The following is a 25,393-nucleotide window of genomic DNA, read 5'->3' on the forward strand; positions in this document are numbered from 1 at the left end:
ATGAAACGAGGACTCCTGCTTTTACTGATCATTCTCTTTGCGGGCGCCTGGCTGGGCGAAAAAATGGTGCAGGATCCGGGCTATGTTCTGGTCTCCTATAACAGCACCACCATCGAGACCAGTCTCTGGGTTCTGCTGGTGGTTAGCCTGGTCAGCTTTATCGCGGCTTATATACTGCTGCGCCTGCTGTCCAAGGCTCGCATCCCCACGACCGAGCTGCGCCACTGGGGTGAGCGCCGCGCACTGCGCAGCGCCCACCGCAAAACCCTCAAGGGCCTGCAGGCCTTCAGCGATGGCAGCTGGTGGAAAGCCCAGCGCTATCTGGGCCAGGCCGCACCGCGGGCCGAACTGCCGCTGATCAACTACCTCACCGCGGCCCGTGCCGCCGAGGAACAGGGCGACGACAAGGGCGCCGATGCCCTGCTGCTGCAGGCGCGCCAGCAGAGTCCGCTGAACACCACCGCTGTGGATCTTGCCCAGGCACAGCTGCAGTTCGAGCGTGGCCAGTTTGACGAGTGCCGCACCACTCTGGCGGCGCTGCAGACACGGCTGCCGAAACACAGCCAGGTACTGCGCCTGCTGCACAGTTGCCTGGTTCAGCTGGGCGACTGGCAGGACCTGGTAACTCTGCTTCCCGCCCTGCGCCAGAACAAGATACTGCCCCAGGAGTCGCTACAGGCACTCGAGCTGCGCTGCCATCGTGAAATCTTTAGTCAGAGCCTGGCCCAGCTGCCCGCTGAAACCGACCGCGAGACCCGTGTGCAGGTACTGAATCGCGCCTGGCAGGACCTGCCAACCCAACTGACCAGCAATGAAAGCCTTGTATGCGATTATGTCTCCCAGCTGATCGCCCTGGGTGAAGAAGCCCGCGCCGAGATTTTCCTGCGCGATCAGATCAAGCGTGGCTGGAACGACAGCCTGGTGCGGATATACGGCCGCCTGCAGGGTGAGAACGCCCACAAGCAGCTGGAAATCGCACGCAAATGGCAGCAAGACCACCCCGAGAGCGCCGATCTGCTGCTGACCCTCGGTCGTCTGTCCATGCGCAACGAACATTGGGGCAAGGCCATCGGCTTTTTCGAGCAGAGCATTGCGCTGCAGCCAGGCGCCGATGCCTACGCCGAACTCTGTCGTCTGCTGCAACACCTGGGTGAGCATGACAAGGTCGCCACACTGCTGCAGGAAGGCCTGAGCGCCACCGGTTCTGGTTTGCCCAGCCTGCCGATGCCGGACAAGTCTGCAGCGATCAGCGCCTGATACCGGCTACAGACTCCGAACTACAGCACGGACCCGCAAGGGTCCGTTTTGCATTCAGGCTTTTAGCTTGAGCTTTTGCAGCACCTTGTCCGGCACCGCAGCATAATGATCAAACTCCAGGGTAAAGAGCGCTCTTCCCTGGGTCACTGAGCGCAGATCGGTGGCATAACCAAACATTTCAGCCAGAGGCACCAGCCCCTCAACATCATGGGTGCCATCGGCGCGCGGCACAGTGCTGTGCACTTCACAGCGGCGCGCACTGAGCTGCCCCAGCACATCACCCAGGTTCTCTTGCGGGGTAACCACGGTGATCCTGCATAGCGGCTCAAGCAGCTTCGGTTGCGCCTGCAACGCCGCGTCCCGGAACGCCTGCACGGCCGCATTTTTAAATGCAAGTTCGCTGGAATCAACGCTATGGGTGGAACCATCCACCAGCGTCACGGCGACATCAGTCACCTCCTGACCGCCGATCAGACCCGTTTGCGCCGCTTCCTCAACCCCCTTTTTCACCGCTGTAATAAAGGCAGCCGGAATCACGCCGCCCTTGATCTGCTGTGAGAAAACCAGCCCGGAGCCAGGCTCACCCGGGGCCAGGTCGATATACACATGGCCAAACTGACCATGACCACCGCTCTGGTGCACGTAACGCCCCTCGATGTGACTGACCGCACCCGCGACCGTCTCCTTGTACGTCACTCGCGGCGGGCCGCTGCGCACCTTGATGTGGTGCTCACGCTCGATCCGGGTCATCAGGATCTCAAGGTGCAGCTCCCCCATGCCGGACAGAATAGTCTGGCCGCTGTTGTCATCAAAGTGCACATGAAAGGTCGGATCCTCCTCCTTGAGCTGGGCCAGCGCCCGGTTCATTTCGTCCCGATCGCGCACCGCACAGGGCTCAATGGCGATATTGATCACCGGGTCCGGAAACTGGATCGATTCCAGCACCAGCGGATGATCCAGCGCGCAGAGCGTATCCCCGGTTATGGCATCCTTGAGCCCCACCACCGCATCGATCTCACCGGCGGGAATCGTATCGATATCCTCCCTGCGGTCGGCGAACACCCGCACCAGCCGACCGATGCGCAGCTTGTGTCCGGTACGGGGATTAAATACCGCCTCGCCCGTTTTCAGACGCCCGGAATACACCCGCACATAGGCCATCTGCCCGGCATAGGGGTCGGTGACCGTTTTGAAGACCAGTGCGCAGAGGGGCTCATCAAGACTGAGTTTCCAGTGTTCTTCCTCTCCGCTGACAGGGTGGTGCCCCACCACTTCCAGTCGATCCAAGGGCGACGGGAGCAAGTCGACCACCGCATCCAGCAACGGCTGCACACCTATATTGCGCAGTGCCGAGCCACAGAATACGGGATAGAGCCGGTTCTCCAGTGTTGCCCGACGCAGGCCGGCGCGCCACTGCGACGGCGCTACCTGCTCATCCGCCAGGTACTGCTCCAGCAGTCCGTCATCGGTCTCACAGATCGCCTCCAGCAGTTCCCGGCGAGCCTCAAGCGCCGCCGGTAACAAGGCCTCGCTAATGGGTTCGCGCACAGGCGCAGCACCGTACTCGTCGGGCCAGCGAATCTGCTGCATGTCCAGCAGGTCCAGCACGCCGACAAAGGTGCTTTCAGCCCCGATGGGAATGTTCACCGCCACCGGTGTCACATGCAGGCGTTCGCGGATACTGGCCAGCGCCTGCTGAAAATCTGCCCCGATGCGATCCATCTTGTTGATAAAGCAAATGCGGGGTACTCGGTAGCGCTCCGCCTGGCGCCACACCGTTTCACTCTGGGACTCGACACCGTGGACACCATCGAATACCACCACCCCGCCATCCAGTACCCGCAACGCGCGCTGTACTTCAGCGGTAAAGTCGATATGCCCCGGGGTGTCGATAATATTGATCTGGTGATCACGCCACTGGGTGGTTATCGCCGCCGAGACGATAGTGATCCCCCGTTCCCGCTCCTGATCCATCCAGTCGGTCGTGGTGGTGCCATCATCCACGGAGCCCAGCTTGTGGGTAATACCGCTGTAAAACAGCATGCGCTCGGTGGCCGTCGTCTTGCCGGCATCGATATGGGCAATGATGCCAATGTTACGAATTTTCTCCGGCTCGAAATGTCGTTTGTCCATAAATCCCCCCGGCGCCAGGCCGTCTGGATTGTGTCTTGACCGCTGGCGCCCGAACGTCCGGACACAGAGGGCGAGGAGGCTGTCCCATGCCCAAGCATGGGAACACCCCTCAGTATTGCAGCAAAGCGATTATTTACCGGCTTTTCCGGCGCATAACGCCGCCCTCGACCGGAACCGCCTCGCATCTGCGGCGCCTCGGACCTGCGGTTGCCAGCAAGGCATAGCGATCGTCGAGCCATCGCAAAGCACAAAGCCCGAGATGTCTGGGCGCAGAAGAGAAAGAGAAGACCGCCCCAGACACAGCTCATGGCAAGGATACGGCCGCAAAGCTAGACTGGCTAATAGGGGATTAGAAGAATCCACTCTTCGGCTCGCAGATGACCATTCGATGGAGACACCCCATGTCCGACCTCAACCACAGCCTTTATGAAGATTTCCCCCAGTATGCTGCACGCATTCGCCAGCTGAAGGAGGAAAATGAAACCTTTGCCCGACTGGCCAGTGAGTACCACAAGCTCGACCACAGCGTACGTGGTCTGGAGATGCGCAATATTCCAACGTCAGATGATAACTTTGAACAGATGAAACAGCGCCGAGTGCAGCTCAAAGACCAGTTACTGAAAATGCTGCAGTAACCAGGGAGGCTGTCCGACCTCAGGGATCACCAACCCGCCCCCTCCGCCAGAGCGCCAGAGTGACATTGCCGACAGAAGCCATCTTGCATGGCTTCTGTTTTATCTACACAGTGGCGCAGGGCAGCCTGTCGGAGTTAACAATGATCTACTGCGGAAAAGCCCGACAGGCTGCTAGGATTGACGCTATTTGACCGGCCTGGGGGCATAGGCAAACACATCGGAGTGCAGCTGATCCGCATGCATGCCATGCTGCTCGCAGGCATCCAGCAGTGCATACACCATGGCCGGCGAGCCGCTGGCATACACCTGGGTATCGGCAAAGTGATCCATGTCTTCCAGCATGGCCTGGGGCAGCAGGCCGGTGCGGCCCACCCAGTCCGGGCTCAATTCGGGCTCGCTCACCACCGGTACGAAATGCACATTGGGGTATTCCCGCGCCCATTGCTCAGGCAGCGCCAACTGATACAGATCGGCCGCATCCCGCGCGCCCCAGTAGATACGAATCTGGTTTTTCACCTGGCGAGCCAGCAGATGCTCGACCATGCTCTTGATCTGGGAAAAACCTGTGCTGGCCGCGGCAAACACCAGCCGGTCATCCTTGCCCAGCGTTGTTGCATGCAGGCAGCAGGCGCCCTTGGGCGCTTCAATCTCTACCGTTTTTTCCTGCTGCAGATGCGCCATCACGGCACAGGACATCTCGCTGTCCGGCAGCAGGCGAATATGCAGCTCCAGCATGCGCTCCAGCTCTGGTGCAGAGGCGATTGAAAACGAGGCATTTCTGCCATTGGGCAGGCAGATATCCAGATACTGCCCGGCCTGGAACTCCAGCGCCAGTGACGCGGTAGCCGGCAGGCGCAGCCGAACCAGATACACATCCCGGTTAAGCACCTCGACCGAGGTAATGTCACAGTTCAGTTTCTTCACTACTACTTCTCCAGGGAGCTTAAGTCCCTTTATCTTTACGCTAACGTCGGTCAGTGGCACGCTGGTACAGGCCAGTGCAATCGTTTCGCCCGTCGCACCACCAAGCGGTGACACACACAAATGACGCCTTGGATAACGCTGCTGCAGTTCCCCCTGCAGCAGGCTGACCTCACAAATCTCGCAGACACCGTTACGACAGCTGCGGCGCATGCCATACCCCAGCCGCTCCAGCGCCTGCAGCAGGGTTTCACCGGGACCGGTCTCGATCACCTGGTCAACACCTTCCAGCAGTACCCGGCGGGGCTGCTCAGTCACCCAAAATACCCAGCTCATCCCAGATGGCATCGATACGGGCCTTGACCTCGTCATCCATGCGGATCGGCACACCCCACTCGCGCTGGGTCTCGCCTTCCCACTTGTTGGTGGCATCCAGACCCATCTTCGACCCCAGACCCGACACCGGCGATGCGAAATCCAGATAATCTATCGGCGTGTTGTCGATCAGTACCGTATCCCGCGACGGATCCATGCGGGTGGTAATGGCCCAGATAACGTCGTTCCAGTCCCGCGCATTGATATCATCGTCACAGACGATCACAAACTTGGTATACATGAACTGGCGCAGGAAGGACCAGACACCCAGCATCACACGCTTGGCATGACCCGGATACTGCTTCTTCATCGTCACCACCGCCATGCGGTACGAGCAGCCTTCCGGTGGCAGATAGAAATCGATAATCTCCGGAAACTGCTTCTGCAGGATCGGGACGAACACCTCATTCAGTGCCACCCCCAGAATCGCCGGCTCATCGGGTGGGCGGCCCGTATAGGTGCTGTGATAAATCGGCCGATTGCGGTGCGTAATGCGCTCAACGGTAAACACCGGAAAACGATCCACCTCATTATAGTAGCCGGTGTGGTCGCCAAAGGGCCCCTCATCCGCCATCTCGTCGGGGTGGATATGGCCTTCAAGGATGAATTCCGCGCTGGCCGGCACCTGCAAATCATTACCGAGACAGCTGATCACTTCCGTTTTGCCGCCGCGCAACAGGCCGGCAAAGGCGTACTCGGACAGCGTATCGGGCACCGGCGTTACCGCCCCCAGAATGGTCGCGGGATCAGCGCCGAGCGCCACCGCCACCGGGAATGGTTTGCCCGGATGCTGTTCCTTCCATTCGCGGAAATCCAGCGCCCCGCCACGATGCGCCAGCCAGCGCATAATCAGCTTGTTGCGGCCAATCAGTTGCTGACGGTAAATGCCCAGGTTCTGCCGCGCCTTGTTAGGACCCCGGGTAATGACCAGCGGCCAGGTCACCAGGGGACCGGCATCGCCGGGCCAGCAGGTCTGGATCGGCAGCTTGTACAGATCCACATCGTCGCCTTCGATCACATGGGTCTGGCAGGGAGCCGATTTCACCACCTTGGGCCCCATATTCAGCACCTGCTTGAAGATCGGCAGTTTTTCCCAGGCATCACGCATGCCCTTGGGCGGCTCAGGTTCCTTGAGCTGTGCCAGTACCTTGCCCACTTCACGCAGCGCTTCGACCGTTTCCTCCCCCATACCCAGCGCCACCCGCTGCGGCGTACCGAAGAGATTGGCCAATACCGGATAGTCATAGCCTTTGGGGTTCTCGAACAGCAATGCCGGGCCGCCCGCACGCAGGGTGCGATCGCAGATTTCGGTCATTTCGAGTTTGGGGTCGATCGGCTGGGAAATACGCTTGAGCTCACCGCGCGCTTCCAGCATCGCCATGAAATCACGCAGATCTTTATATTTGGGTGAGGACATAATCGATAAACTTCAGTCGTTGCAGTGCATCTGTGACAAAACCGTCACCGGGGCGTAAAACCCCGACATGCAGATACACAAATGGATGACCGGACGTTCCAAACATAAACCCTGCTCCAGTACGTCACTGTACTCGCAGGATCAGTACTTCCATGTACAAAAAAGGGTAAGCACAGGCTTACCCTTTTCCAGTTCAGGAACAACGCTTACTGGCGTTTCATTGACAGGAAGAACTCGTTGTTGGTCTTGAAGTCCTTCAGCTTGTCGATGACAAACTCGGTCGCGGAGGTATCTTCCATCGGATCCAGCAGACGACGCAGAATCCACATGCGCTGCATTTCGTCTTCGGTTGTCAGAAGATCTTCACGGCGCGTGCCCGAACGACGGATATTGATCGCCGGGAACATGCGACGTTCTGCAGCCTTGCGGTCCAGGTGTACTTCGGAGTTACCGGTACCCTTGAACTCTTCGTAGATCACTTCGTCCATTTTCGAGCCGGTATCAACCAGCGCGGTGGCGATAATGGTCAGGCTGCCGCCTTCCTCGATATTACGTGCTGCACCGAAGAAACGCTTGGGACGCTCCAGCGCATGCGCATCAACACCACCGGTCAACACCTTGCCGGACGACGGAATAACCGTGTTGTAGGCACGGGCCAGACGCGTGATGGAGTCCAGCAGGATGACAACGTCCTTCTTGTGCTCGGTCAGACGCTTGGCCTTCTCCAGCACCATTTCAGCGACCTGCACGTGACGTGACGGCGGCTCATCGAAGGTGGAGGCAACCACTTCGCCGCGCACGGTGCGCTGCATCTCGGTCACTTCCTCGGGGCGCTCATCGATCAGCAACACGATCAGATGGCAATCAGGGCTGTTACGGGTAATGCTGCTGGCAATATTCTGCAGCATCAGCGTCTTGCCCGCTTTTGGCGGAGAAACGATCAGAGCGCGCTGACCTTTGCCCATGGGGCACACCAGGTCGATAACACGGGCCGTGATGTCCTCAGTACTGCCGTTGCCGATTTCCATGCGCAGACGTTCCTGCGGGAACAGCGGCGTCAGGTTTTCGAACAGAATCTTGTTCTTGGCGTTTTCCGGCCTGTCGTAGTTAATCTCATCGACTTTAAGCAGCGCGAAATAACGCTCGCCATCTTTCGGCGGACGGATCTTGCCGGTAATGGTATCGCCAGTGCGAAGGTTAAAACGGCGGATCTGACTCGGTGAAACGTAAATATCGTCAGGGCCAGCCAGGTAGGATGAATCAGCGGAGCGGAGGAAGCCGAAGCCATCCTGCAGTATCTCGAGAACGCCGTCGCCAGAGATATCTTCGCCGCCTTTGGAGTGTCTCTTCAAAATTGCGAAGATCACATCCTGTTTGCGAGAACGGGCAAGGTTGTCCATTCCCATTTCTTGCGCGATTTCCAGAAGCTCCGGAACGCTTTTTGTTTTGAGCTCGGTTAGATTCATATGCTTTGGAGAAGGGCCACGAATGACCAAGTTAGAGTGGAAAACAGGAGAAAATCAGAGGTCGATACTAATGACTGGGAGTCTGAAGCTTGTCAAAGGGGGGTGACAAGTACCCAGCAGTCGCAGTCAATATAAAGGCTTGGGTCGCGGCTGTCTAGACTGGAGGGCAAGAAATATAAATCAGCGGCGCCGACCCATTTCCGCCCTCCGGATTACAAATCAGAGATTGGCGTCGATAAAGGCAGCCAGCTGGGACTTGGAAAGAGCGCCCACCTTGGTCGCCTCAACATTGCCACCCTTGAACAGCATCAGGGTCGGGATACCACGAATACCGAACTTCGGCGGTGTTTCGTTGTTTTCATCGATATTAAGCTTGCAAACTTTCAGTTTGCCTTCGTAATCCTTGGCGATCTCTTCCAGTACCGGTGCAATCATCTTGCAGGGGCCACACCATTCAGCCCAGTAATCAACCAGCACCGCGCGCTCTGCTTTGAGCACTTCCTCTTCGAAAGATGCATCGGTGACGTTAACGATGTTTTCGCTCATAGGAACCATTCTCCAAACACGCGAGGTGTTCATATTAGTGCTTCTGCGGAAATTCCGACCCAAAAACCCCGGTAAGACGGGACAATTATGCCGGGATATCCTCAACTGCTGCCGATGATACCATTGCACAAAAAAAAATGTGAACACTAAGCGCCGATCATGACGTTTTCAGGCCCTGTAAAGGCGACTTCACCGCAGCCAGAAAAACATCGATGGTCATATTATTCTGATATTCTTAGCCGCTCTGTTCCTGTGGCATGGTATGCACCAGAAAGATGAATGATACGAGCCCCCTATCCGCTACAGCGACACCCCCATCCCTGCTGGCGGCGATCGACCTTGGCTCCAACAGTTTCCACATGGTCGTCGCCCAGCTGATAGACGGCGAAATAAAGCTGCAGGATGTCATGTCCGAAAAGGTCCAGCTGGCCGCTGGTCTGGATGCCGATAAGCTGCTGAGCGAAGAGGCCCAGCAGCGCGGTCTGGAATGCCTGGCCCGCTTCGCGCAGCGTGTTTCCGACCTGCCACGCAAGGCAATCCGCATTGTTGCGACCAATGCCCTGCGTGAAGCCGTCAATAGCCGCGAGTTTCTCGAGCGGGCCGAAGATATCATGCAAACATCCCTGGAAATCATTCCCGGCCGCGAAGAGGCCCGGCTGATTTATCTCGGCGTCTGCCAGACCCGCCCACCACAGGATGGCATGCGCCTGGTCATCGACATCGGTGGCGGCAGTACCGAACTGGTACTGGGTGAGAAATTCCAGCCGCGCGCGCTCGAAAGCCTCGAAATGGGCTGCGTGAGCTTTACCCAGCGCTATTTCCCCGACGGCCAGATCAGCAAGGCGGCCTTCCAGAAAGCGACCTACGCGGCCCTGCGTGAACTGATGTCGATTCAGAAGCGCTACAGACGCCTGGGCTGGAGTAACTGCGTCGGTTCATCCGGCACCATCAAGGCGATCCGCAACGCCTGCATTAGCCTGGGGCTCACCGAAGAGCACATTACGGCTCGGGCGCTGGATCAGCTACGCCAGAAAATACTCGGCTATCGTCACGTCGATGAAATCACCGAAGTCAAAGCCGAACGCCGAGCCCTGTTGCCCGCAGGGCTTGCCATTCTCTGCGCTGCCTTTGATTCGCTGGGCATTCGCGAGATGGCCTGTTCCGAGGGCGCACTGCGAGAGGGGTTACTATTCGAAATGGCCGGACGCCTGCAGCACGAAGACATCCGAGAGCGCAGCATCAGCATGCTGATGCGGCGTTACCATGTAGACCGCCACCAGGCCGAGCGGGTCGAGCGCAGCGCCCTGCAGGCGCTGGGGCAAGTGAGCGACAGCTGGGGGCTGAACGATCCTCAGCACGCCCAGATGCTGCGCTGGGCCGCGCACACCCATGAAATAGGCCGTGCCATCTCCCATGCCCAGTACCACAAGCACAGCGCCTATCTGCTACAGAACTCCGATATCGCCGGCTTTACCAACCTGGACCGCCAGCAGCTGGCGCTGCTGGCACGCAGTCACCGCCGCAAATTCCCCAAGGATGATTTCAAACAGCTGCCCGACAGCCGCCAGCAGGCCTGCCGCCGCCTGGCGGTTCTGCTGCGCCTGGCAAGCCTGCTGCACCGCAACCGCAGCCATGTGAAGATGCCCCCCCTGCAGCTGACTGTCGATAACAAGCAACTGTCGCTGCGCTTTCCCGCAGGCTGGCTGGAACAGCAACCGCTGACACAGGCCGACCTGGAACAGGAAGCCGAATACCTCAAGTCACTGGGCCTCAAGCTGCAGGTCAGTTAATAGCAGCCACCCGACAAACTCCGGACAACAAAAAACCCGCTCAGGGGAAGCCCCGGGCGGGTTTTTTAAGCTGCGAGAGTCGTTTACAGACTCGGCCCTGCTGCCACTATCTTCTCGTCAACACCGCTGAACTTGCGGAAGTTCTCAACGAATTGCCCGGCAAGATCCTTGGCGGTGGCGTCAAAAGCGCCCTTGTCCGCCCAAGTGTTACGTGGGTTCAGCAGGTTGGTTTCCACGCCAGGCACGGCCCTTGGCACCGACAGGTTCAGGCCGGGCAGGTGCTCGGTCTCGGCGTCTGTCAGGGCGCCGCTCTGAATCGCCGCGATAATGCCGCGGGTCGTCGGGATGCTGAAGCGCTCGCCGGTACCGTAGGATCCGCCGGTCCAGCCGGTGTTAACCAGATAGACTTTGGAGCCGAACTCTTCGATACGCTTGATCAGCAGATCGGCGTAGGCACGGGCCGGACGCGGGAAGAAAGGCGCGCCGAAGCAGGTGGAGAAGGTCGACTTGATACCGCCGCCTGAACCCATTTCGGTAGAGCCTACCAGCGCGGTATAGCCCGACAGGAAGTGATAGGCCGCCGCTTCCTTGGTCAGGATAGACACTGGCGGCAGCACGCCGGTCAGGTCGCAGGTCAGGAAGATGATTGCCTGCGGCTCGCCACCCAGGTTGTGCTCGGTACGTTTCTCAACGTGCTCCAGCGGGTAGGCGCAGCGACCATTTTCCGTCAGACTGGTGTCGGCGTAATCCGCCGTGCGGGTTTCGTTCAGTACCACGTTCTCAACGATGGCACCAAAACGAATCGCATCCCAGATGATGGGTTCGTTTTTCTGGCTCAGGTTGATGGTCTTGGCGTAGCAGCCACCTTCGAGGTTGAAGACCACTCCCTTGCCCCAGCCGTGCTCGTCATCGCCGATCAGGTAGCGTTCGGGATCAGCGGACAGGGTGGTTTTGCCGGTGCCGGACAGGCCGAAGAACAGCGTTGTGCTGCCATCGTCGCCGACATTGGCCGAGCAATGCATCGGCAGCACGTCTTTTTCCGGCAGCAGAAAGTTCTGCACCGAGAACATGGCTTTCTTCATTTCACCGGCATATTCCATACCGGCGATCAGTACCTTGCGCTTGGCAAAGTTGAGGATCACGCAACCATCAGTGTTGGTGCCGTCACGCTCAGGGTCACAGCGGAAACCTGCAACGTTGAGGATCTGCCACTCTTCCTTGCCCTTGGGATTGTAGTCCGCGGGACGGATAAACAGGTTCTGACCAAACAGATTCTGCCAGGCAGTCTGCGTCATCATTTTTACCGGCAGGTAGTGACCCTGATCGGCGCCCACGTGCACCATCGAGACAAACTGCTCCCGATCGGCCAGATAGGCTTCAACCCGTTCCCAGAGCGCATCAAACTTGTCCGAGTCAAACGGACGGTTGATGTTGCCCCAGTCGATTTCATCGCTGGTGCTTGGCTCTTTAACGATGAAACGATCCAACGGCGAGCGCCCGGTGCGCTTGCCGGTGGTCACGACCAGCGCGCCGGAGTCGGCCAGCTGGCCTTCACCGCGTTCGATCGCCTTTTCAACCAGCTGAGCGCGGCTCAGGTTGGTGTGTACAGTATTCTCAGTTTCTATGGTCATTACTGGATTCCCTTGGCATAGGCGCCAATAACGCTACCTGTCTAGCAGATGCTGTCGTGCAGATGAAAGACCCAATCGCGCCCCTGTCGCGGTTATAGTACTTATTTGGGGAGGCGCATTATCGCACAAAAAATAACACATTGACTATTCTATGAGCGGCACCGACGCACGGTCTGAGCGTCAGTGCAGCAGGTCAGATTTGGGAATATTTGCACTGTCTGAAAACATGCTCAGAATATCCGTTTCATCAAAGCTGTGGTGCTCATTGCAGAACTGACAGCTCACGCCGACCGACCCCTCTTTTTCCACAATGTCCAGCAATTCGTCGCGGGCCAGAAACTGCAGCGCATTACCGCAGCGTTCGCGGCTGCAATCACAGTGAAAGCGCAACGGGCGCGCATCAAACAGACGGCAGCTTTCTTCGTGAAACAGGCGGTACAGCAGGGTTTCACTGTCAAGCGTCAGCAGTTCTTCAGGCTTCAGCGTGGCGCCCAGCTGGCTAATATGCGACCAGTCTTCCTTCGCCGTGCCCGCCGCTGGCATCACCTGCAGCAGTAAGCCCGCTGCACGCTGACCATCCGCCGCCAGATGCACCTGAGTGGGAAGCTGTTCGGACTGGCTGAAGTAATTTTCGATGCAACGCGCCAGGGTTTCACCTTCCAGTGATACCACGCCCTGATAGCGTCGCCCTTCGGCAGGCTCAATGGTGATCGCCAGGCGCCCGTTGACCAGTAGCTCATTGAAGGCCTGCTCCTGCGGAACTTCACCCTCATAACGCGCAATGGCCCGCAGATCCTGCTGATGGTTGCACTCGGCCATCAGCATCTGTACCGCACCTTCGCCCGACGCCTGCAGGATCAGGCGACCCTCGAATTTCAGCGTTGAGCTCAGCAGGCTCACCGCCGCCAGCATTTCACCCAGCACCCGTTGCAACAATGGCGGATACTCGTGTAGCCCCAGCACCTGCTGGTAGCTGTCGCCGAGCCCCACCAGGACACCGCGAATATCAAGTTTGTCGAACAGCACAGGCTGTATCTGATCGGAATTACTCATCAGGATCTATCTCGCAACAGGCGCCGCACATCAGACTCCGGCAAGGAGCTCAGGCTGCGCGGTTATTCAGGTCTTGCAACATCGAGGCACGCGCGGCGAGGTCAGCGTCAAGTTCTGACCCGGCCCGGTGACGCCTGGACGAGGTGTCCTGCGTCAAACGCCAACAGGGCCTAGAGTGGCCCGGGCCTCGGTGTTACCATTTTGGGGCATTTTATCACAACCGAATTGGAACCCAGCATGCCCCGCGAGATCTCCATTTTTCCAGGCTCCTGGAAGCTGAAGCCGCTGATCACTCTGCATATCTGTGCCAGCATACTGCTGCTGAGCTTTGCGTTGCCCGCCGGCAAGGAGCTGTGGCGCCTGCTGGACAGCAGCGTCTTCTATTATCTGAATGGGTTTATCGCCCAGAGTGGTGCCCAGACCAGCTTCTGGGCCTGGATGAACGTGCGTGCAGCCGACCTGCTGCCCGGCATTCTGATTCTGCTAACGCTGACCTTCCCGGGCCTGGGCTTTCGCCGCGAGCAGCTGCAACAGGCGCTGGTGGGATTCTTCGCCCTGCTGTTCTTCGCCCTGATACTGCGCCAGCTACTGCACGAAGTAACAGAACTGTTTCAGCTGGCAGGGCTTAGTCCGTCACTGGTGCTGGAGCCGGTGAATCGCCTGAGCGAACTCGCACCCCATATAGACGCCAAGGATTCTTCAAAGGAAAGTTTTCCGGGGGATCACGCCGCCATTCTGCTGCTGTGGGCGGGTTATATCGTACTGAGTCGTCGCAGCCTGCCGTCTCTGCTGGCGCTGATCACGGCCATCGCCTTTACCCTGCCCCGCATGGTCGGCGGCGCGCACTGGTTCAGCGACAACTATGTCGGCGGCCTCTTTACCGCGCTGATTGCCCTGGCCTGGGCGTTTTACAGCCCACTGTGCGCCTGGCTCGCGATCAGGCTGATGCGGCTGTGCGCACCGCTGTTCAAACAACTGGCGCGCCTGCCTGGCATCGGCCGGCTACCGTTTTTTACGGCCAGTCATTCGGCCTGACGCTCCTTGAAACTGCGAATCTGGCGCCGGTCCTTCTTGTTGAGCTGGTGACGCGGGTTCAGGCTGCTGCCGCCATTGAGCTTGCGCTCCGCTGCCAGTTTTTCACGTTTGGCAACGCTCTCGGGCGTTTCACGATAGAGCTGCTGCGCCTCTGGGGCGCCGCGGCGCTGATCGGACAGCTGCAGGATTTCGATTTCCTTCATATCCATTCCCTGGCGAATCTGCAACATGGCTCCCACTTCCACCAGCTTGCTGCACTTGCTGCGCTGGCCGCTGTAATGCACCTTGCCACCTTCAATCATGTCCTTGGCGGTGGCCCTGGTGCGGTAGAAGCGCGCCGCCCAGAGCCACTTGTCGAGCCGCACCCTGTGTTCCTGGGCTTCACTCATTGTGCTGGTCACCCCCGTTGAATAATTCATCAAACTGATCGATCGCCCGAAACTCGTCGATACGGCGTGCCGGTGCCTGGCTGTCCGGCTGGACAATGGACAGCAGGTGGGCGATGCCGAAGCGCTCGGCGGAACGCAGCACCGGCAGACTATCGTCCACCAGCAGGGTGCGAGCCGGATTAAACGGCTCCACTGCCTGTAATTGAGACCAGAACTGCACATCCTCCTTGGGCAGGCGGAAATCATGGGAGCAGATAATCGCATCTACCAGCGCATCAAGGCCGGTGATCTGCAGCTTGAGATTCAGGCTGTCGCGATGCGCATTGGTCACGATCACGGAGCGCATTCCACGCTGTCGCAGGCGCTGCAGGAAGTCTTGCACCTGGGGCCTAAAACCAATGCGATCAGCCACTTCACGCTTGAGCGCTGGAATATCAACGCCCAGTTGCTCGGACCAGTAATCCAGGCAATACCAGTTGAGCGTGCCCTGCTCCTGTGTGATACGCTGATGCAGCCACTCCCGGGCGTCTGCGGGCTCGAGCTTGCGTAGCTGTGCATAGCGTAAAGGCAGGTGTTCCAGCCAGAAATAGGAGTCGAAATGGAGATCCAGCAGGGTTCCATCCATGTCGAGCAGAACGGTATCGACGGCACGCCAGTCCAGCATTGTTATCGTCCGGGTTCAGGTCAGAATTCAGTCTCAGAGTCACAATCAGTATGCCCGTAAAACCACAGATATTGAAGGTAACCTGCGTTGCACGCAGCCGCCTGTTTCATGTTGAGGCGCTGGAGCTGCGCTTCTCCAATGGCGTTGAGCGCAGCTACGAACGCCTGGCCACGCGCGGTCACGGCGCCGTCATGATCGTACCTATACTGCCCAACGGTGATGTGGTGCTGATTCGCGAGTACGCCGCAGGGCTGGATGAATACACCCTCACGCTGCCCAAGGGGCTTATCGACCCGGGCGAAAACGCGGAAGAAGCCGCCCTGCGCGAACTGCAGGAAGAGGCCGGCTATGGTTGTAGAAAGCTTGAACGCTTGAAAGAGATGACCAGTGCCCCCAACTATATGGGACACCGCATAACGGTATTGCTGGCCCGTGACCTTTACCCGAGTCGCCTTGAAGGCGACGAACCCGAGCCACTGGAGCCGATGCGCTGGCCTCTGTCCGACCTGGAAACGCTGGTACAGCGCGAGGAATTCAGCGAAGGGCGGGCAATCGCGGCACTCTACATGGCCCGATCCCGCCTCGCGCTGGAAGCCACCGCCACCGTAACCGCGGACTAATTCAGGAGCCATCCTCTGGCGCAAAACGCCGGATGTCGCCTTCAGAACAGGGTGGCTGAAACTACAACTTGGCCACCGTAAACAGGCAAAAAAAACGCAGCACCTTGTGCCATGAAAAGGTGCTTTAACGGTGCTATAGTCTCTCGTCTGTCGAACCCACGGACTCGACAAACCGAGTTTCATACTGAACCTGTCGACCTAGAAAAAAGGGAAATATCATGAGCTTTGAATTACCGCCACTGCCTTACGCCAAAGACGCTCTGCTGCCACACATCTCTGCAGAAACGCTGGACTTTCACCACGGCAAACACCACAACACCTACGTGGTCAAGCTGAACGGCCTGGTACCGGGCACCGAATACGAAGGCAAGTCACTGGAAGAGGTCATCATGGCCGCTCCGGCTGGCCCAGTTTTCAACAACGCCGCCCAGATCTGGAACCACACTTTCTACTGGAACAGCCTGTCCCCCAACGGCGGGGGCGTTCCCACAGGTGCGATCGCTGATGCTATCAACGCCAAGTGGGGTTCTTTCGAAGCCTTCCAGGCCGAATTCAACGACAAGGCTGTTAACAACTTCGGTTCTTCCTGGACCTGGCTGGTGAAAAATGCCGACGGCTCCCTGGACATCGTCAACACCAGCAACGCCGGCACGCCTATGACCTCTGGTCAGACCGCTCTGCTGACCGTCGACCTGTGGGAACACGCCTACTACATCGACTACCGCAACCTGCGTCCGGATTACCTGAAAGGTTTCTGGGCTCTGGCAAACTGGGACTTCGCCAACGCCAACCTGGCTGGCTAATCGTTACCGGTTATGAAAAAAGGCACCTTCGGGTGCCTTTTTTGTGCGCCTAAGATTTCAATCCGTCTTAACCGGCCTCGGTCACCGCCTGTGTCGCTGGCGCCGGCAGCAGTTCCTGCAGCAGTACATCCAACTGCGTCCAGACATTTTCCAGCAGGCGCGGCTGGGCCTCGCTATTGGGGTGCAGGCCATCGCTTTGCATTAAGGCTCGATCCAGCGCAACACCGTCCATCAAAAAGGGAACTCGCGCGACCTGTTGCGACTCAGACAACTCTGCGAAGATAGAATAGAAACCATCGCTATAGCGCGGACCGTAATTCGGTGGCAGGCGAATGCCCAGCAGCAGCACCCTTGCACCAGCCTCCTGCCCCAGAGTGATCAGATGACTCAGGTTCTGGCGTATAGCTGGCAAAGGCGTGCCACGCAGACCATCGTTGGCACCCAGCTCCAAAATCAGAATATCGGGTTCATGCTGCGCCAGCAGGGCCGGCAGCCGGGTAATGCCCCCCTGGGTCGTTTCGCCGCTGATACTGGCGTTAACAACCTCAATATCGGCGGACTGCTGCGTGATACGCTGGTGCATCAGGGCAACCCAGCCCTGTTCAACCGGCATGCCATAGGCTGCGGACAGGCTGTCACCCAGAACCAGAATGGATTGTGCCGCCCCGGTACCGGGCACTAATAACACACAGACAAACAGCAGCAGGCGGAACATGGACTCTCCAAAACCAGATCAAGTTGTCGTTTCGGCCCACGCGGTCAGCAAAAAGTTCCACACCCAGGGCGGTGAGTTGCAACTGTTCGAGAACCTCAATCTTGAAGTTCGCCGCGGCGAGAGCCTTGCCATTATTGGCCCCTCCGGGGCCGGCAAGTCAACCCTGCTGAGTATGCTGGCCGGGCTCGATCAACCCAGCAGCGGCATGATCCGGCTCGCCGGCAGCAACCTGGCGGACCTGGACGAGACAGCCCGCGCCCGCCTGCGGGCCCGTTCAGTCAGTTTTGTGTTTCAGTCTTTCCATCTGCTGCCGGAGCTGAGCGCGCTGGACAATGTGCGCCTGCCGCTGGAAATTCGCGGCGAAGCCGACAGCGAACAGCAGGCTCAGCACTGGCTATCCCAGGTAGGTCTGGCGAGCCGAGCCGGACATCTGCCAGGCCAGCTATCCGGCGGTGAACAGCAGCGCGTCGCCATTGCGCGGGCCTTCGCCACCCGCCCCGATATCCTCTTCGCCGATGAACCCACCGGCAACCTGGACAGCGAAACCGGCGCCAGCATTGTCGATCAGCTGTTCGGCCTGAATGCCCAGCAACAGACCACGCTGATTCTGATTACTCACGACAGCCAGCTGGCAAGTCGCTGTTCCCGTCGCCTGCAACTGCGTCAGGGTCAACTGCTGGAGACCACACCATGAGCCAGGCGGTACTGCGACTTGCCCGCCAGCAGGCCTTCAGCAGCCTGCGCAGCCCCGAATGGCGCGCCCTGCTGGCGGCCCTGCTGGTAGCCATCACCCTGATTTCACTGCTGACCCAGCTGGGCGACCGGCTGGAGCAAAGCCTCAATCGGCGCACCGCCGAACTGCTCGGCGCCGATCTGGTACTGCGCGCCGAGGAACCTGCAGTGCTGGAAGCCCAAGGCACCCTTCGCAGCAGCCGGGTGGCGCAGTTCCCCACCATGATCGAAGCCGGCGATGCAATGATGCTGGTCTCGGTGCGAGCCGTGACCGATCCCTATCCGCTGCGCGGCAGCATTGTCACGGAACCCGCGCAGCACCCGGACATCCCTGAACCGGGTACCGCCTGGGCCGAACCCCGCATCTTTGAAATGCTGCAGCTTGAGCCCGGCGATACGGTACAGCTGGGATACAGTCAGTTTCGTCTCAGCCACCGCCTGATGAGTTCACCGGATCGCGGCAGCGGCTTTCGCAGCTTCAGCCCGGGATTGATCATGCGCTCCGATGCATTGGAGGCTACCGGCGTGATAGCACCGGGCAGCCGGGTTGAATACCGCCAGCTGTTCGCCGGGCCTGCCGACGCTGTCGCGACCCTGGAAGAACAGCTGCGGGCAAATCTCGGGCCGGACGAACGACTTTATTCCCTACGCGCCGACCAGCCCATGACCGGGCGCGCGCTGCGCAACGCCGAGCTCTATCTCCGCCTGAGTGCTCTCTTTGCCCTGCTGCTGGGTGCCCTGACAATTACCCTGAGCCTGAGACGCTACAATGCGGCGCAGCATTCGCGCGCCGCCCTGCTGCTGAGCCTGGGGCTGGAAAATCGCCAGCTACTGCTGCTCTACGGCTACCAGCTGCTGTTCGGCTGGATCATCTGCGCCCTGCTCGGCACGGCGCTGGGCTTTGGGCTGCAGCAACTGCTGGTGCAGCTCATAGGTGACCTGTTGCCACAACCCGTACCTCAGGCAGGCTTCGCCGCCATGAGCAGCGGCGCCCTGATCGGCCTCTTGCTGCTGACCACACTGGGCCTGCCGGCCTTCTATCGCCTGAGTCAGGTGTCCGTGGTTGCACTGTTTCGTGAAACCAGCCTGCCCTCGAATATCCGCTCACGCCAGTTTCAACTGCTGGGCCTTGGGCTGCTGGCGGGGCTGATGAGTATCTATATCGAATCCCTGACACTGGCCCTGCTGCTACTCGGCGCCCTGACCCTCAGCGGCCTGGTCGTCGGCTGGCTTGCCCAGGCGCTGCTGCAACGCCTGGCCGAAGGGTTACGTCACCGCATGCGCCTTGGCAGCCTGCTGCTGCTGCGCATTCGCCAGCAGCGCAAATGGCACCGTTTGCAGGCCGCCACCATGACCTTGCTGCTGACCCTGCTGGCGACCCTGATCATTGCCCGCGGCGACATGCTGCAGCAGTGGCGTACTCAGTTCCCGCCGGATACGCCGAACTATTTTCTGATCAATATTCAGCCCTGGGAAAAAGAGCCACTGGATCAGCTGTTTGCCAGCAATACTCTGAGCCCTACTCTCTATCCGATGATTCGCGGCCGCATCAGCAGCCTCAACGACACGCCGCTGGCCGAAACCGACCTGACGACAGAGCAACGCCGCCACAATGCGCTCAGGCGCGAACTGAACCTGACCTGGGCTGAGCAGATGCCGGAGAATAACAGCCTGCTCAGTGGCAACTGGTGGCAGGGAACGCCAGCCGAGCCGCTGATATCGGTGGAGCAGGACCTGGCCGAGGCCCTGGGGGTCAGTACCGGCGACAGGGTGGGGTTTCAGATCGGCAGCCAGCTGATTCAGGCACAGGTCAGCAATATACGCGCGGTGCAGTGGGAATCCTTCACCCCCAACTTCTACGTGATCTTCTCGCCCGGGGCGCTGGATAGCCTGCCGGCCACCTATATCACGGCGCTACGCCTGGACGGTGAGCAGCGCACACTTGCCCGCACGCTGCTGCAGCAGTTTCCAACCCTGACCCTGATCGATATCGACCAGCTGCTGAATCAGGCCCAGGCGCTGATCGAGAAGCTGGTGGACAGCTCCAGCATGATCCTGCTGCTGACACTGCTGGCGGGACTGCTATTGCTGGTGGTGACACTGATGCAGGAGCTGGAACGACGCCGCTATGAAAGTGCCCTACTGCAAACCCTGGGCGCGACGCCGGGGCAAAGCCGTCAGCTGGATCTGCTTGAACTGCTCTGGCTCGGCCTGATCTGCGGCGCCCTGGCCGCCGTGGCGAGCGAGGCCATCCTCTGGCTGATCAGCGCCCGCGTGCTGCAGATACCGCTGACACTGCATCCGCTGAGCTGGCTCTTGCTGCCACCGCTGTCGGCGCTGCTCTTTACCGGCATAGGTGCGCTGATCCGCAAGCCGCTGGATCAGGCGCGCTGCTACAGCCTGCTCAAGGCCAACTGATGCCCGCAACGGTGGCGGCGCATACAACTATAAAGGCCACTATTTTATTGGTAGAATCGCGACAATTACTGCTTTTAAAACTTAAACAGACAGGGATACAAGATGGCACATCACGACGAGAACTTCCGTGATCCTGCGGGCTATGGCTGGGTTTTCATTAATTTGCTGGCACTGCTCTGGATCACTATGCCGGTCAGCATCGCGCTGATCAAGATCGTACAGTGGTAAGACTGCCGCTGCAGTCGGGCAATTGACATGAGTCAGCTGCGCATTGGCGATATAGCCAAAGGATCGGGCCTGAGCGTCGAAACCATTCGGTATTATGAACGCCGCGGCCTGATCACACCCCTCGGTCGCCTGCCATCGGGCTACCGCTGTTATGACGCACACACCCTTGAACGCCTGCACTTTATCGTGCGCTGCAAATCGCTCGGCTTTAGCCTGGATGAAATTCAGGAACTGCTGCTGCTCGACCCCAACGCCGAGTCGGCGCAGGTCAAGCAGAAGGTGGATCTGCGCATTCAGCAGATCGAAGACAAGATTTCACAGCTACGTGAACTGCAGCACTCGCTGCATCAACTGTCCGATCTGTGCTCTGGCGAAGGACCTGTTTCAGACTGCCCGATCATAGACACCCTCAAGCACTGACAGTCACGCCCTACCGCCTCCCAAACGCGCAGTCCGGGAAGCAGCAGGCCACATGGATTACTGCGGTTTGAGGCTTTCAACGCCTGCCTGAGTTCCCATCAGCACGACATCCGCCCCGCGGCGGGCAAAGAGCCCGTTGGTGACGACGCCGACCAGGTTGTTAAGCTCGGTTTCAAATGCCTTGGGATCACGGATTTTCAGATTGTAGACATCCAGAATCAGGTTGCCGTTGTCGGTGACAAAGCCTTCGCGCAGCTCCGGCTGTCCGCCCATGCGTACCAGCTCGCGGGCCACCAGCGAGCGCGCCATCGGAATCACCTCAACCGGCAACGGGAAGGCACCCAGGCAGGGCACCTGCTTGGATTCATCGACGATACAGACAAACTCCTTGGCCGCCGCCGCGACGATTTTTTCCCGCGTCAGGGCGCCGCCGCCGCCCTTGACCAGGTTCAGACCGGCATCAAACTCGTCGGCACCATCAACATAGGTATCCAGCCCCGCCACCGCATTGAGGTCGTACACCGGGATACCATGGCCGCGCAGCCGCTCGGCAGTGGCCTCTGAGCTGGCCACCGCCGCCTCAAACAGATGCTTGATGCCCGCCAGCTCGTCAATAAAGAAGTTGGCCGTTGAGCCCGTGCCCACCCCAACGATGGACTCAGGTTTAAGGCCAGCCTTGATATAGTCCAGAGCCGCCCGCGCAACAGCCTGCTTCATTTCATCCTGCGTCATCACACTTGAACCCATATGCTAGTAAGGCGAGAAATTATACGCTCTGTGCCGGCGCGCTTGTAGACGAAAGCGGTGTCAGCTTATACCATTTCCTGCTCTTTGCGGCCGCGACCTGCGCCGCCAGACCTAACTTATGGCACTGCATTCCCATGGCTCATCGATATATCAAGAAGATTCTGGAGGCGCGTGTCTATGACGTAGCCATCGAGACCCCGCTGGATTATGCCCGCAGCCTGTCTGAACGGCTGGACAACCGGGTACTCCTCAAGCGTGAGGACCTGCAGCCGGTGTTCTCGTTCAAGCTGCGTGGCGCCTATAACAAGATGGCCCAGCTCAGCGCCGCAGAAAAAGCCAAGGGTGTGGTCACCGCCTCGGCCGGCAACCACGCCCAGGGCCTGGCCTACTCGGCCCGCCACATGAACGTCAAGGCGACCATCGTCATGCCAAAGACCACGCCCGACATCAAGGTCAGCAACGTCAAGGCATTGGGTGGCAAGGTCATACTGCACGGCGATACCTTTGAAGAAGCCAAAGCCCACGCCGAGCGACTGGTCGAAGAAAAGGGCCTGGTCTATGTACCGCCCTACGATGACCCCGATGTCATTGCCGGTCAGGGCACCATTGGCATGGAGCTACTGCACCAGGAAAGCGGCCCCATTGATGCCGTTTTCGTGCCCGTGGGCGGTGGCGGCCTGATCGCCGGTATCGCGGTCTACATCAAGTACCTGCGTCCCGACGTAAAGGTCATAGGCGTCGAGTCCGAGGACTCCGCCTGCCTGCATGCTGCGCTGGCCGCGGATGAACGGGTCAAGCTGTCACAGGTTGGCATCTTCGCCGAAGGCGTCGCCGTGGCCCAGATAGGTCAGCACACCTTCGATCTGGCACGGCAGTATGTCGATGAAGTCATCACCGTCACCACCGACGAAATCTGCGCGGCCATCAAGGACATCTTCGATGACACCCGCTCGATCTGCGAGCCCTCCGGCGCCCTGGGCGTGGCCGGCCTGAAGAAATATGTCGCGCGCGAACAGTGCAGCGAGCGCACCCTGATTGCCATCGACTCCGGCGCCAACGTCAATTTCGACCGCCTGCGCCATATCGCCGAACGCTCTGAAGTCGGCGAAAAGCGCGAAGCCATCATTGCCGCCCGCATACCGGAACGCCCCGGCAGCTTTCGCAAGTTCTGCGCGGCTCTGGGCAAGCGCAACATCACCGAGTTCAACTACCGCTACAGCGACGACAAGGAAGCCATTGTCTTTGCCGGCATCCAGACCAGCCCCCAGGGCCCCGGCCGTGCCGCCCTGCTGAGTGAACTGCGAGAACACCTCGACGAAGTCATCGATCTGACCGACAACGAGATGGCCAAGCTGCACATCCGCTATATGGTGGGCGGCCACGCACCTGCAGCCGTGAACAATGAAGTGGTATTTCGTTTCGAGTTTCCGGAACGCCCCGGGGCGCTGATGAAATTCCTCAGCAAGCTGGGCGGGCGCTGGAACATATCCATGTTCCATTACCGCAACCATGGCGCAGCCTACGGCCGCGTGCTGGTGGGCATGCAGGTTCCCGCCGAGGAGCATGAGCAGGTCAAGGCTTTCCTGACGGAGATCGGCTACAACTTCTGGGATGAAACAGACAATACCGCCTACCGCCTGTTCCTGGGCTAGCTGCTCAAAAGCAAAAAAGCCCCGGCGGTGCGAACCGTCGGGGCTTTTTTACAGGCTAATATCAGCCCTTATTTGGCCAGCTTCGCAGCGGCAGCTTCGCTCGCCTTGGTTGCCAAACCAGAGAAGGCTTCGCCCTGGGCTTTGATCATTTCAAACAGTGCCTTGCTGGAATCCAGATTGAAAGTCACCAGATCCTGCGGTGTTTTCAGGGTCTTGGCCTTGTCGGCATTGGATTTGAAGAAAGCGGCCAGTTCTTCGCCGTTTTTCTTCTGCAGTTCAATCGACTGGCTGATGGTGCTGGTCTGGAGTTCAACCAGAGACTGCACGGTTTCAAAAGCGGTCTTGATAGTCGCGTTGGCACTCATGATATCGATCCTCTTCAGTTAATTGTGCACTGCACAATAATGCTGATTATACCCATCCGCAGTCGCCTGACAACTGATTTGTGCGCTGCACAATAAATATTAATCAGGCCGTTCACAAGCGTCTTCAGCCACTCCGGCAAGGCCCGATACAGGCTCCAGCTGCGCCCTCGAATCCTGTGCCCAGACGCAAAAAGGCCCCGCAGATTTTCATCTGCGAGGCCTTTATGTGTGCGGCTTGCCGGACTCTGCCCTGCAGCAATGCTGCGAGGCGGGGTCAGACCACAACCCGTCGACTTACTTGGACAGCTTGCTGAACTCGGAAGTAGCAGCGTCACGGGCTTCAGTAGCGATAGCGGTGAAAGCTTCGCCCTGGCCTTTCAGCAGCTCGAACAGAGCCGTGTTGGTATCAACATTGAACTTGATCAGGTCTTCAGGTGATTTCAGTTCTTTGGCTTTTTCAACTTCAACCTTGAAGAAGGCAGCCAACTCTTCGCCGGTTTTCTTCTGCTGTTCAACAGATTTGGTGATAGCAGCAACCTGGATGTTCATCAGAGTCTGCATAGCTTCAAAAGGCTTCTGGAAATCTACGGAATTGGTCATCACTTTTCTCCCAAGTTCAAGTTGTTGTGCACCGCATAACTAGGCTGATTATAGAGCGAACACAGACAGGATCAAGCTCTTTTTTGTGCAGTGCACAAAAGCTTCAGAACCCCGTCTCTGTCGCCTGTTTCAGCCTGCCACAGGCTCTTTGCCGTTTTATGAAAAACCTGTGGAAAAACATATAAATGCAGGCGCGCCTGCGCGCATGGCGACTCAGGGCGTTTCCGGCGAATGACGGAAATCGCTGCTGAAAAACGCCTGCAGCGTAAAGACAGCCAGCGAGACTATGCCCCAGACGAGACCCAGCACCACCCCGGCATCGACAATGCCACGCCAGGGCTGAGCCAGCAAATGCACCAGCTGCACCAGCACAATGATCCCCAGGGTCAGGCAGATGGTGATGATCTGGCGCTTGCGCTGCACATGAAAGAAGCCCATGCAGAACAGCGGCGCCAACAGCAGCCGCAGCGGCGTGACATGTTGCGACAGATAATGGATACGCGCCGCCACGCGCGGAGAAAAACCACACTGAAATCCACGATAGCCTTCGGAAAAGCCCATGAACACGAGGCTGAAGACCAGCGCGACCCAATGGTAGGCGCTCAACGGCTGACCGAACATCTGCCAGCTGATCTGGCTCAAACGATAAATGGCACTGCCAAACAGCAGCGCAATGCCGCTGAAACCCCAAATTGCCGCAAGAGAACCTAGCACTGTCTTGCCCTGACTGATTCCAAGAGGCGGCTATTATAGCCTTCTGACAGAGGTTGGACATCCTTGC

At 58.8% G+C, this 25,393-nt stretch carries 25 protein-coding genes; 11 read left to right on the top strand and 14 right to left on the bottom strand.

Annotated features, from left to right (window positions below):
* The gene (locus A8C75_RS21685; RefSeq protein ID WP_067386480.1) at nt 1-1,257 is read left to right on the top strand and encodes a heme biosynthesis HemY N-terminal domain-containing protein; all 1,257 of its coding nucleotides are present in this window, start codon (nt 1-3) and stop codon (nt 1,255-1,257) included.
* 54 nt (nt 1,258-1,311) lie between these two features.
* Here the strand turns inward: A8C75_RS21685 and fusA are convergent, their stop codons facing one another.
* The gene (fusA, locus tag A8C75_RS21690) at nt 1,312-3,390 is read right to left on the bottom strand and encodes an elongation factor G (protein WP_067386482.1); all 2,079 of its coding nucleotides are present in this window, start codon (nt 3,388-3,390) and stop codon (nt 1,312-1,314) included.
* A gap of 401 nt (nt 3,391-3,791) precedes the next feature.
* Between fusA and A8C75_RS21695 the strand changes: the two genes are divergently transcribed.
* Nucleotides 3,792-4,025 (top strand): YdcH family protein, encoded by a 234-nt coding sequence (locus tag A8C75_RS21695; RefSeq protein WP_067386483.1) that lies wholly within the window; start codon nt 3,792-3,794, stop codon nt 4,023-4,025.
* Between the two features lie 183 nt (nt 4,026-4,208).
* Here A8C75_RS21695 and A8C75_RS21700 read toward each other — a convergent pair whose 3' ends face one another.
* The 4 genes from A8C75_RS21700 to trxA all read right to left on the bottom strand — a co-directional run bounded on the left by A8C75_RS21700 (nt 4,209) and on the right by trxA (nt 8,750).
* Nucleotides 4,209-5,264 carry a 2Fe-2S iron-sulfur cluster-binding protein gene (locus tag A8C75_RS21700; protein ID WP_084784304.1) on the bottom strand — a complete coding sequence of 352 codons (1,056 nt, stop codon included), beginning with the start codon at nt 5,262-5,264 and terminating at the stop codon, nt 4,209-4,211.
* Complete coding sequence (ubiD, locus tag A8C75_RS21705; protein WP_067386485.1) at nt 5,257-6,738, bottom strand: 4-hydroxy-3-polyprenylbenzoate decarboxylase; 1,482 nt, start codon at nt 6,736-6,738, stop codon at nt 5,257-5,259. Before ubiD ends, A8C75_RS21700 begins: the two co-directional genes overlap by 8 nt.
* Nucleotides 6,739-6,944: 206 nt before the next feature.
* Entirely contained in the window at nt 6,945-8,204 is a 1,260-nt protein-coding gene (rho, locus tag A8C75_RS21710) for a transcription termination factor Rho (RefSeq protein WP_067386487.1), read from the bottom strand.
* Nucleotides 8,205-8,423: 219 nt separating this feature from the next.
* Nucleotides 8,424-8,750 (bottom strand): thioredoxin TrxA, encoded by a 327-nt coding sequence (gene trxA / locus A8C75_RS21715; RefSeq protein ID WP_020682427.1) that lies wholly within the window; start codon nt 8,748-8,750, stop codon nt 8,424-8,426.
* Between the two features lie 275 nt (nt 8,751-9,025).
* Here trxA and A8C75_RS21720 point away from each other — a divergent pair, with 275 nt between their 5' ends.
* The gene (locus tag A8C75_RS21720; RefSeq protein WP_067386489.1) at nt 9,026-10,540 is read left to right on the top strand and encodes a Ppx/GppA phosphatase family protein; all 1,515 of its coding nucleotides are present in this window, start codon (nt 9,026-9,028) and stop codon (nt 10,538-10,540) included.
* Nucleotides 10,541-10,623: 83 nt separating this feature from the next.
* Here the strand turns inward: A8C75_RS21720 and A8C75_RS21725 are convergent, their stop codons facing one another.
* Nucleotides 10,624-12,171, bottom strand: a complete 1,548-nt coding sequence (locus A8C75_RS21725) for a phosphoenolpyruvate carboxykinase (protein WP_067386491.1) — start codon at nt 12,169-12,171, stop codon at nt 10,624-10,626.
* Nucleotides 12,172-12,351: 180 nt separating this feature from the next.
* Nucleotides 12,352-13,224 carry an Hsp33 family molecular chaperone HslO gene (gene hslO, locus A8C75_RS21730; protein WP_067386493.1) on the bottom strand — a complete coding sequence of 291 codons (873 nt, stop codon included), beginning with the start codon at nt 13,222-13,224 and terminating at the stop codon, nt 12,352-12,354.
* A 237-nt stretch (nt 13,225-13,461) separates the two neighbouring features.
* Here hslO and A8C75_RS21735 point away from each other — a divergent pair, with 237 nt between their 5' ends.
* A complete protein-coding gene (locus A8C75_RS21735) occupies nt 13,462-14,259 on the top strand; it encodes a phosphatase PAP2 family protein (protein WP_157890347.1) in 798 nt (265 codons plus the stop codon).
* On the opposite strand, the gene hslR is transcribed toward A8C75_RS21735, so the two are convergent.
* Entirely contained in the window at nt 14,247-14,648 is a 402-nt protein-coding gene (hslR, locus tag A8C75_RS21740) for a ribosome-associated heat shock protein Hsp15 (RefSeq protein ID WP_067386497.1), read from the bottom strand. The genes A8C75_RS21735 and hslR overlap by 13 nt on opposite strands.
* Nucleotides 14,641-15,312 carry a GMP/IMP nucleotidase gene (gene yrfG / locus A8C75_RS21745; protein ID WP_067386498.1) on the bottom strand — a complete coding sequence of 224 codons (672 nt, stop codon included), beginning with the start codon at nt 15,310-15,312 and terminating at the stop codon, nt 14,641-14,643. The genes hslR and yrfG overlap by 8 nt, the downstream gene beginning before the upstream one ends.
* 50 nt (nt 15,313-15,362) lie before the next feature.
* On the opposite strand from yrfG, the gene nudE reads away from it, so the two are divergent.
* Both nudE and A8C75_RS21755 read left to right on the top strand, forming a co-directional pair.
* Entirely contained in the window at nt 15,363-15,932 is a 570-nt protein-coding gene (nudE, locus tag A8C75_RS21750) for an ADP compounds hydrolase NudE (RefSeq protein WP_067386501.1), read from the top strand.
* A gap of 218 nt (nt 15,933-16,150) precedes the next feature.
* Nucleotides 16,151-16,735 (top strand): superoxide dismutase, encoded by a 585-nt coding sequence (locus A8C75_RS21755; protein ID WP_067386502.1) that lies wholly within the window; start codon nt 16,151-16,153, stop codon nt 16,733-16,735.
* 67 nt (nt 16,736-16,802) lie between these two features.
* On the opposite strand, the gene A8C75_RS21760 is transcribed toward A8C75_RS21755, so the two are convergent.
* Nucleotides 16,803-17,450, bottom strand: a complete 648-nt coding sequence (locus tag A8C75_RS21760; RefSeq protein ID WP_067386504.1) for an arylesterase — start codon at nt 17,448-17,450, stop codon at nt 16,803-16,805.
* On the opposite strand from A8C75_RS21760, the gene A8C75_RS21765 reads away from it, so the two are divergent.
* The 4 genes from A8C75_RS21765 to A8C75_RS21775 all read left to right on the top strand — a co-directional run bounded on the left by A8C75_RS21765 (nt 17,449) and on the right by A8C75_RS21775 (nt 21,248).
* A complete protein-coding gene (locus A8C75_RS21765) occupies nt 17,449-18,144 on the top strand; it encodes an ABC transporter ATP-binding protein (protein WP_067386505.1) in 696 nt (231 codons plus the stop codon). The two genes, A8C75_RS21760 and A8C75_RS21765, sit on opposite strands and share 2 nt — an antisense overlap.
* Nucleotides 18,141-20,600: an ABC transporter permease gene (locus tag A8C75_RS21770; protein WP_067386507.1), complete on the top strand. Its 2,460-nt coding sequence runs from the start codon at nt 18,141-18,143 to the stop codon at nt 20,598-20,600. Before A8C75_RS21765 ends, A8C75_RS21770 begins: the two co-directional genes overlap by 4 nt.
* Before the next feature lie 102 nt (nt 20,601-20,702).
* The gene (locus tag A8C75_RS24165; protein WP_257737053.1) at nt 20,703-20,828 is read left to right on the top strand and encodes a hypothetical protein; all 126 of its coding nucleotides are present in this window, start codon (nt 20,703-20,705) and stop codon (nt 20,826-20,828) included.
* A gap of 27 nt (nt 20,829-20,855) precedes the next feature.
* Entirely contained in the window at nt 20,856-21,248 is a 393-nt protein-coding gene (locus A8C75_RS21775; protein ID WP_067386509.1) for a heavy metal-responsive transcriptional regulator, read from the top strand.
* Nucleotides 21,249-21,305: 57 nt separating this feature from the next.
* Here the strand turns inward: A8C75_RS21775 and rpiA are convergent, their stop codons facing one another.
* Nucleotides 21,306-21,980, bottom strand: a complete 675-nt coding sequence (gene rpiA, locus A8C75_RS21780; protein ID WP_067386511.1) for a ribose-5-phosphate isomerase RpiA — start codon at nt 21,978-21,980, stop codon at nt 21,306-21,308.
* 149 nt (nt 21,981-22,129) lie between these two features.
* On the opposite strand from rpiA, the gene ilvA reads away from it, so the two are divergent.
* Nucleotides 22,130-23,647: a threonine ammonia-lyase, biosynthetic gene (gene ilvA / locus A8C75_RS21785; protein ID WP_067386513.1), complete on the top strand. Its 1,518-nt coding sequence runs from the start codon at nt 22,130-22,132 to the stop codon at nt 23,645-23,647.
* A 68-nt stretch (nt 23,648-23,715) separates the two neighbouring features.
* Here the strand turns inward: ilvA and A8C75_RS21790 are convergent, their stop codons facing one another.
* From A8C75_RS21790 to A8C75_RS21800, 3 genes are all read right to left on the bottom strand, one after another.
* The gene (locus tag A8C75_RS21790) at nt 23,716-24,012 is read right to left on the bottom strand and encodes a hypothetical protein (protein WP_067386514.1); all 297 of its coding nucleotides are present in this window, start codon (nt 24,010-24,012) and stop codon (nt 23,716-23,718) included.
* Nucleotides 24,013-24,306: 294 nt separating this feature from the next.
* Nucleotides 24,307-24,612, bottom strand: a complete 306-nt coding sequence (locus A8C75_RS21795) for a hypothetical protein (protein ID WP_067386516.1) — start codon at nt 24,610-24,612, stop codon at nt 24,307-24,309.
* Between the two features lie 213 nt (nt 24,613-24,825).
* Entirely contained in the window at nt 24,826-25,326 is a 501-nt protein-coding gene (locus tag A8C75_RS21800; protein ID WP_067386518.1) for a hypothetical protein, read from the bottom strand.
* Nucleotides 25,327-25,393 lie beyond the last annotated feature (67 nt).

This window comes from Marinobacterium aestuarii, from assembly GCF_001651805.1.
Lineage (GTDB): Bacteria > Pseudomonadota > Gammaproteobacteria > Pseudomonadales > Balneatricaceae > Marinobacterium_A > Marinobacterium_A aestuarii.

Excerpts from the sequence above, each read along its gene's own strand:
- ilvA (WP_067386513.1), top strand. The coding sequence starts at position 22,130 with ATGGCTCATCGATATATCAAGAAGATTCTGGAGGCGCGTGTCTATGAC.
- rpiA (WP_067386511.1), bottom strand. The coding sequence starts at position 21,980 with ATGACGCAGGATGAAATGAAGCAGGCTGTTGCGCGGGCGGCTCTGGAC.
- yrfG (WP_067386498.1), bottom strand. The coding sequence starts at position 15,312 with ATGCTGGACTGGCGTGCCGTCGATACCGTTCTGCTCGACATGGATGGA.
- A8C75_RS21765 (WP_067386505.1), top strand. The coding sequence starts at position 17,449 with ATGGACTCTCCAAAACCAGATCAAGTTGTCGTTTCGGCCCACGCGGTC.
- A8C75_RS21695 (WP_067386483.1), top strand. The coding sequence starts at position 3,792 with ATGTCCGACCTCAACCACAGCCTTTATGAAGATTTCCCCCAGTATGCT.
- A8C75_RS21725 (WP_067386491.1), bottom strand. The coding sequence starts at position 12,171 with ATGACCATAGAAACTGAGAATACTGTACACACCAACCTGAGCCGCGCT.
- A8C75_RS21735 (WP_157890347.1), top strand. The coding sequence starts at position 13,462 with ATGCCCCGCGAGATCTCCATTTTTCCAGGCTCCTGGAAGCTGAAGCCG.
- A8C75_RS24165 (WP_257737053.1), top strand. The coding sequence starts at position 20,703 with ATGGCACATCACGACGAGAACTTCCGTGATCCTGCGGGCTATGGCTGG.
- hslR (WP_067386497.1), bottom strand. The coding sequence starts at position 14,648 with ATGAGTGAAGCCCAGGAACACAGGGTGCGGCTCGACAAGTGGCTCTGG.
- hslO (WP_067386493.1), bottom strand. The coding sequence starts at position 13,224 with ATGAGTAATTCCGATCAGATACAGCCTGTGCTGTTCGACAAACTTGAT.
- A8C75_RS21775 (WP_067386509.1), top strand. The coding sequence starts at position 20,856 with ATGAGTCAGCTGCGCATTGGCGATATAGCCAAAGGATCGGGCCTGAGC.
- A8C75_RS21770 (WP_067386507.1), top strand. The coding sequence starts at position 18,141 with ATGAGCCAGGCGGTACTGCGACTTGCCCGCCAGCAGGCCTTCAGCAGC.
- nudE (WP_067386501.1), top strand. The coding sequence starts at position 15,363 with ATGCCCGTAAAACCACAGATATTGAAGGTAACCTGCGTTGCACGCAGC.
- A8C75_RS21790 (WP_067386514.1), bottom strand. The coding sequence starts at position 24,012 with ATGAGTGCCAACGCGACTATCAAGACCGCTTTTGAAACCGTGCAGTCT.
- trxA (WP_020682427.1), bottom strand. The coding sequence starts at position 8,750 with ATGAGCGAAAACATCGTTAACGTCACCGATGCATCTTTCGAAGAGGAA.
- fusA (WP_067386482.1), bottom strand. The coding sequence starts at position 3,390 with ATGGACAAACGACATTTCGAGCCGGAGAAAATTCGTAACATTGGCATC.
- A8C75_RS21760 (WP_067386504.1), bottom strand. The coding sequence starts at position 17,450 with ATGTTCCGCCTGCTGCTGTTTGTCTGTGTGTTATTAGTGCCCGGTACC.
- A8C75_RS21685 (WP_067386480.1), top strand. The coding sequence starts at position 1 with ATGAAACGAGGACTCCTGCTTTTACTGATCATTCTCTTTGCGGGCGCC.
- A8C75_RS21795 (WP_067386516.1), bottom strand. The coding sequence starts at position 24,612 with ATGACCAATTCCGTAGATTTCCAGAAGCCTTTTGAAGCTATGCAGACT.
- rho (WP_067386487.1), bottom strand. The coding sequence starts at position 8,204 with ATGAATCTAACCGAGCTCAAAACAAAAAGCGTTCCGGAGCTTCTGGAA.
- ubiD (WP_067386485.1), bottom strand. The coding sequence starts at position 6,738 with ATGTCCTCACCCAAATATAAAGATCTGCGTGATTTCATGGCGATGCTG.
- A8C75_RS21755 (WP_067386502.1), top strand. The coding sequence starts at position 16,151 with ATGAGCTTTGAATTACCGCCACTGCCTTACGCCAAAGACGCTCTGCTG.
- A8C75_RS21720 (WP_067386489.1), top strand. The coding sequence starts at position 9,026 with ATGAATGATACGAGCCCCCTATCCGCTACAGCGACACCCCCATCCCTG.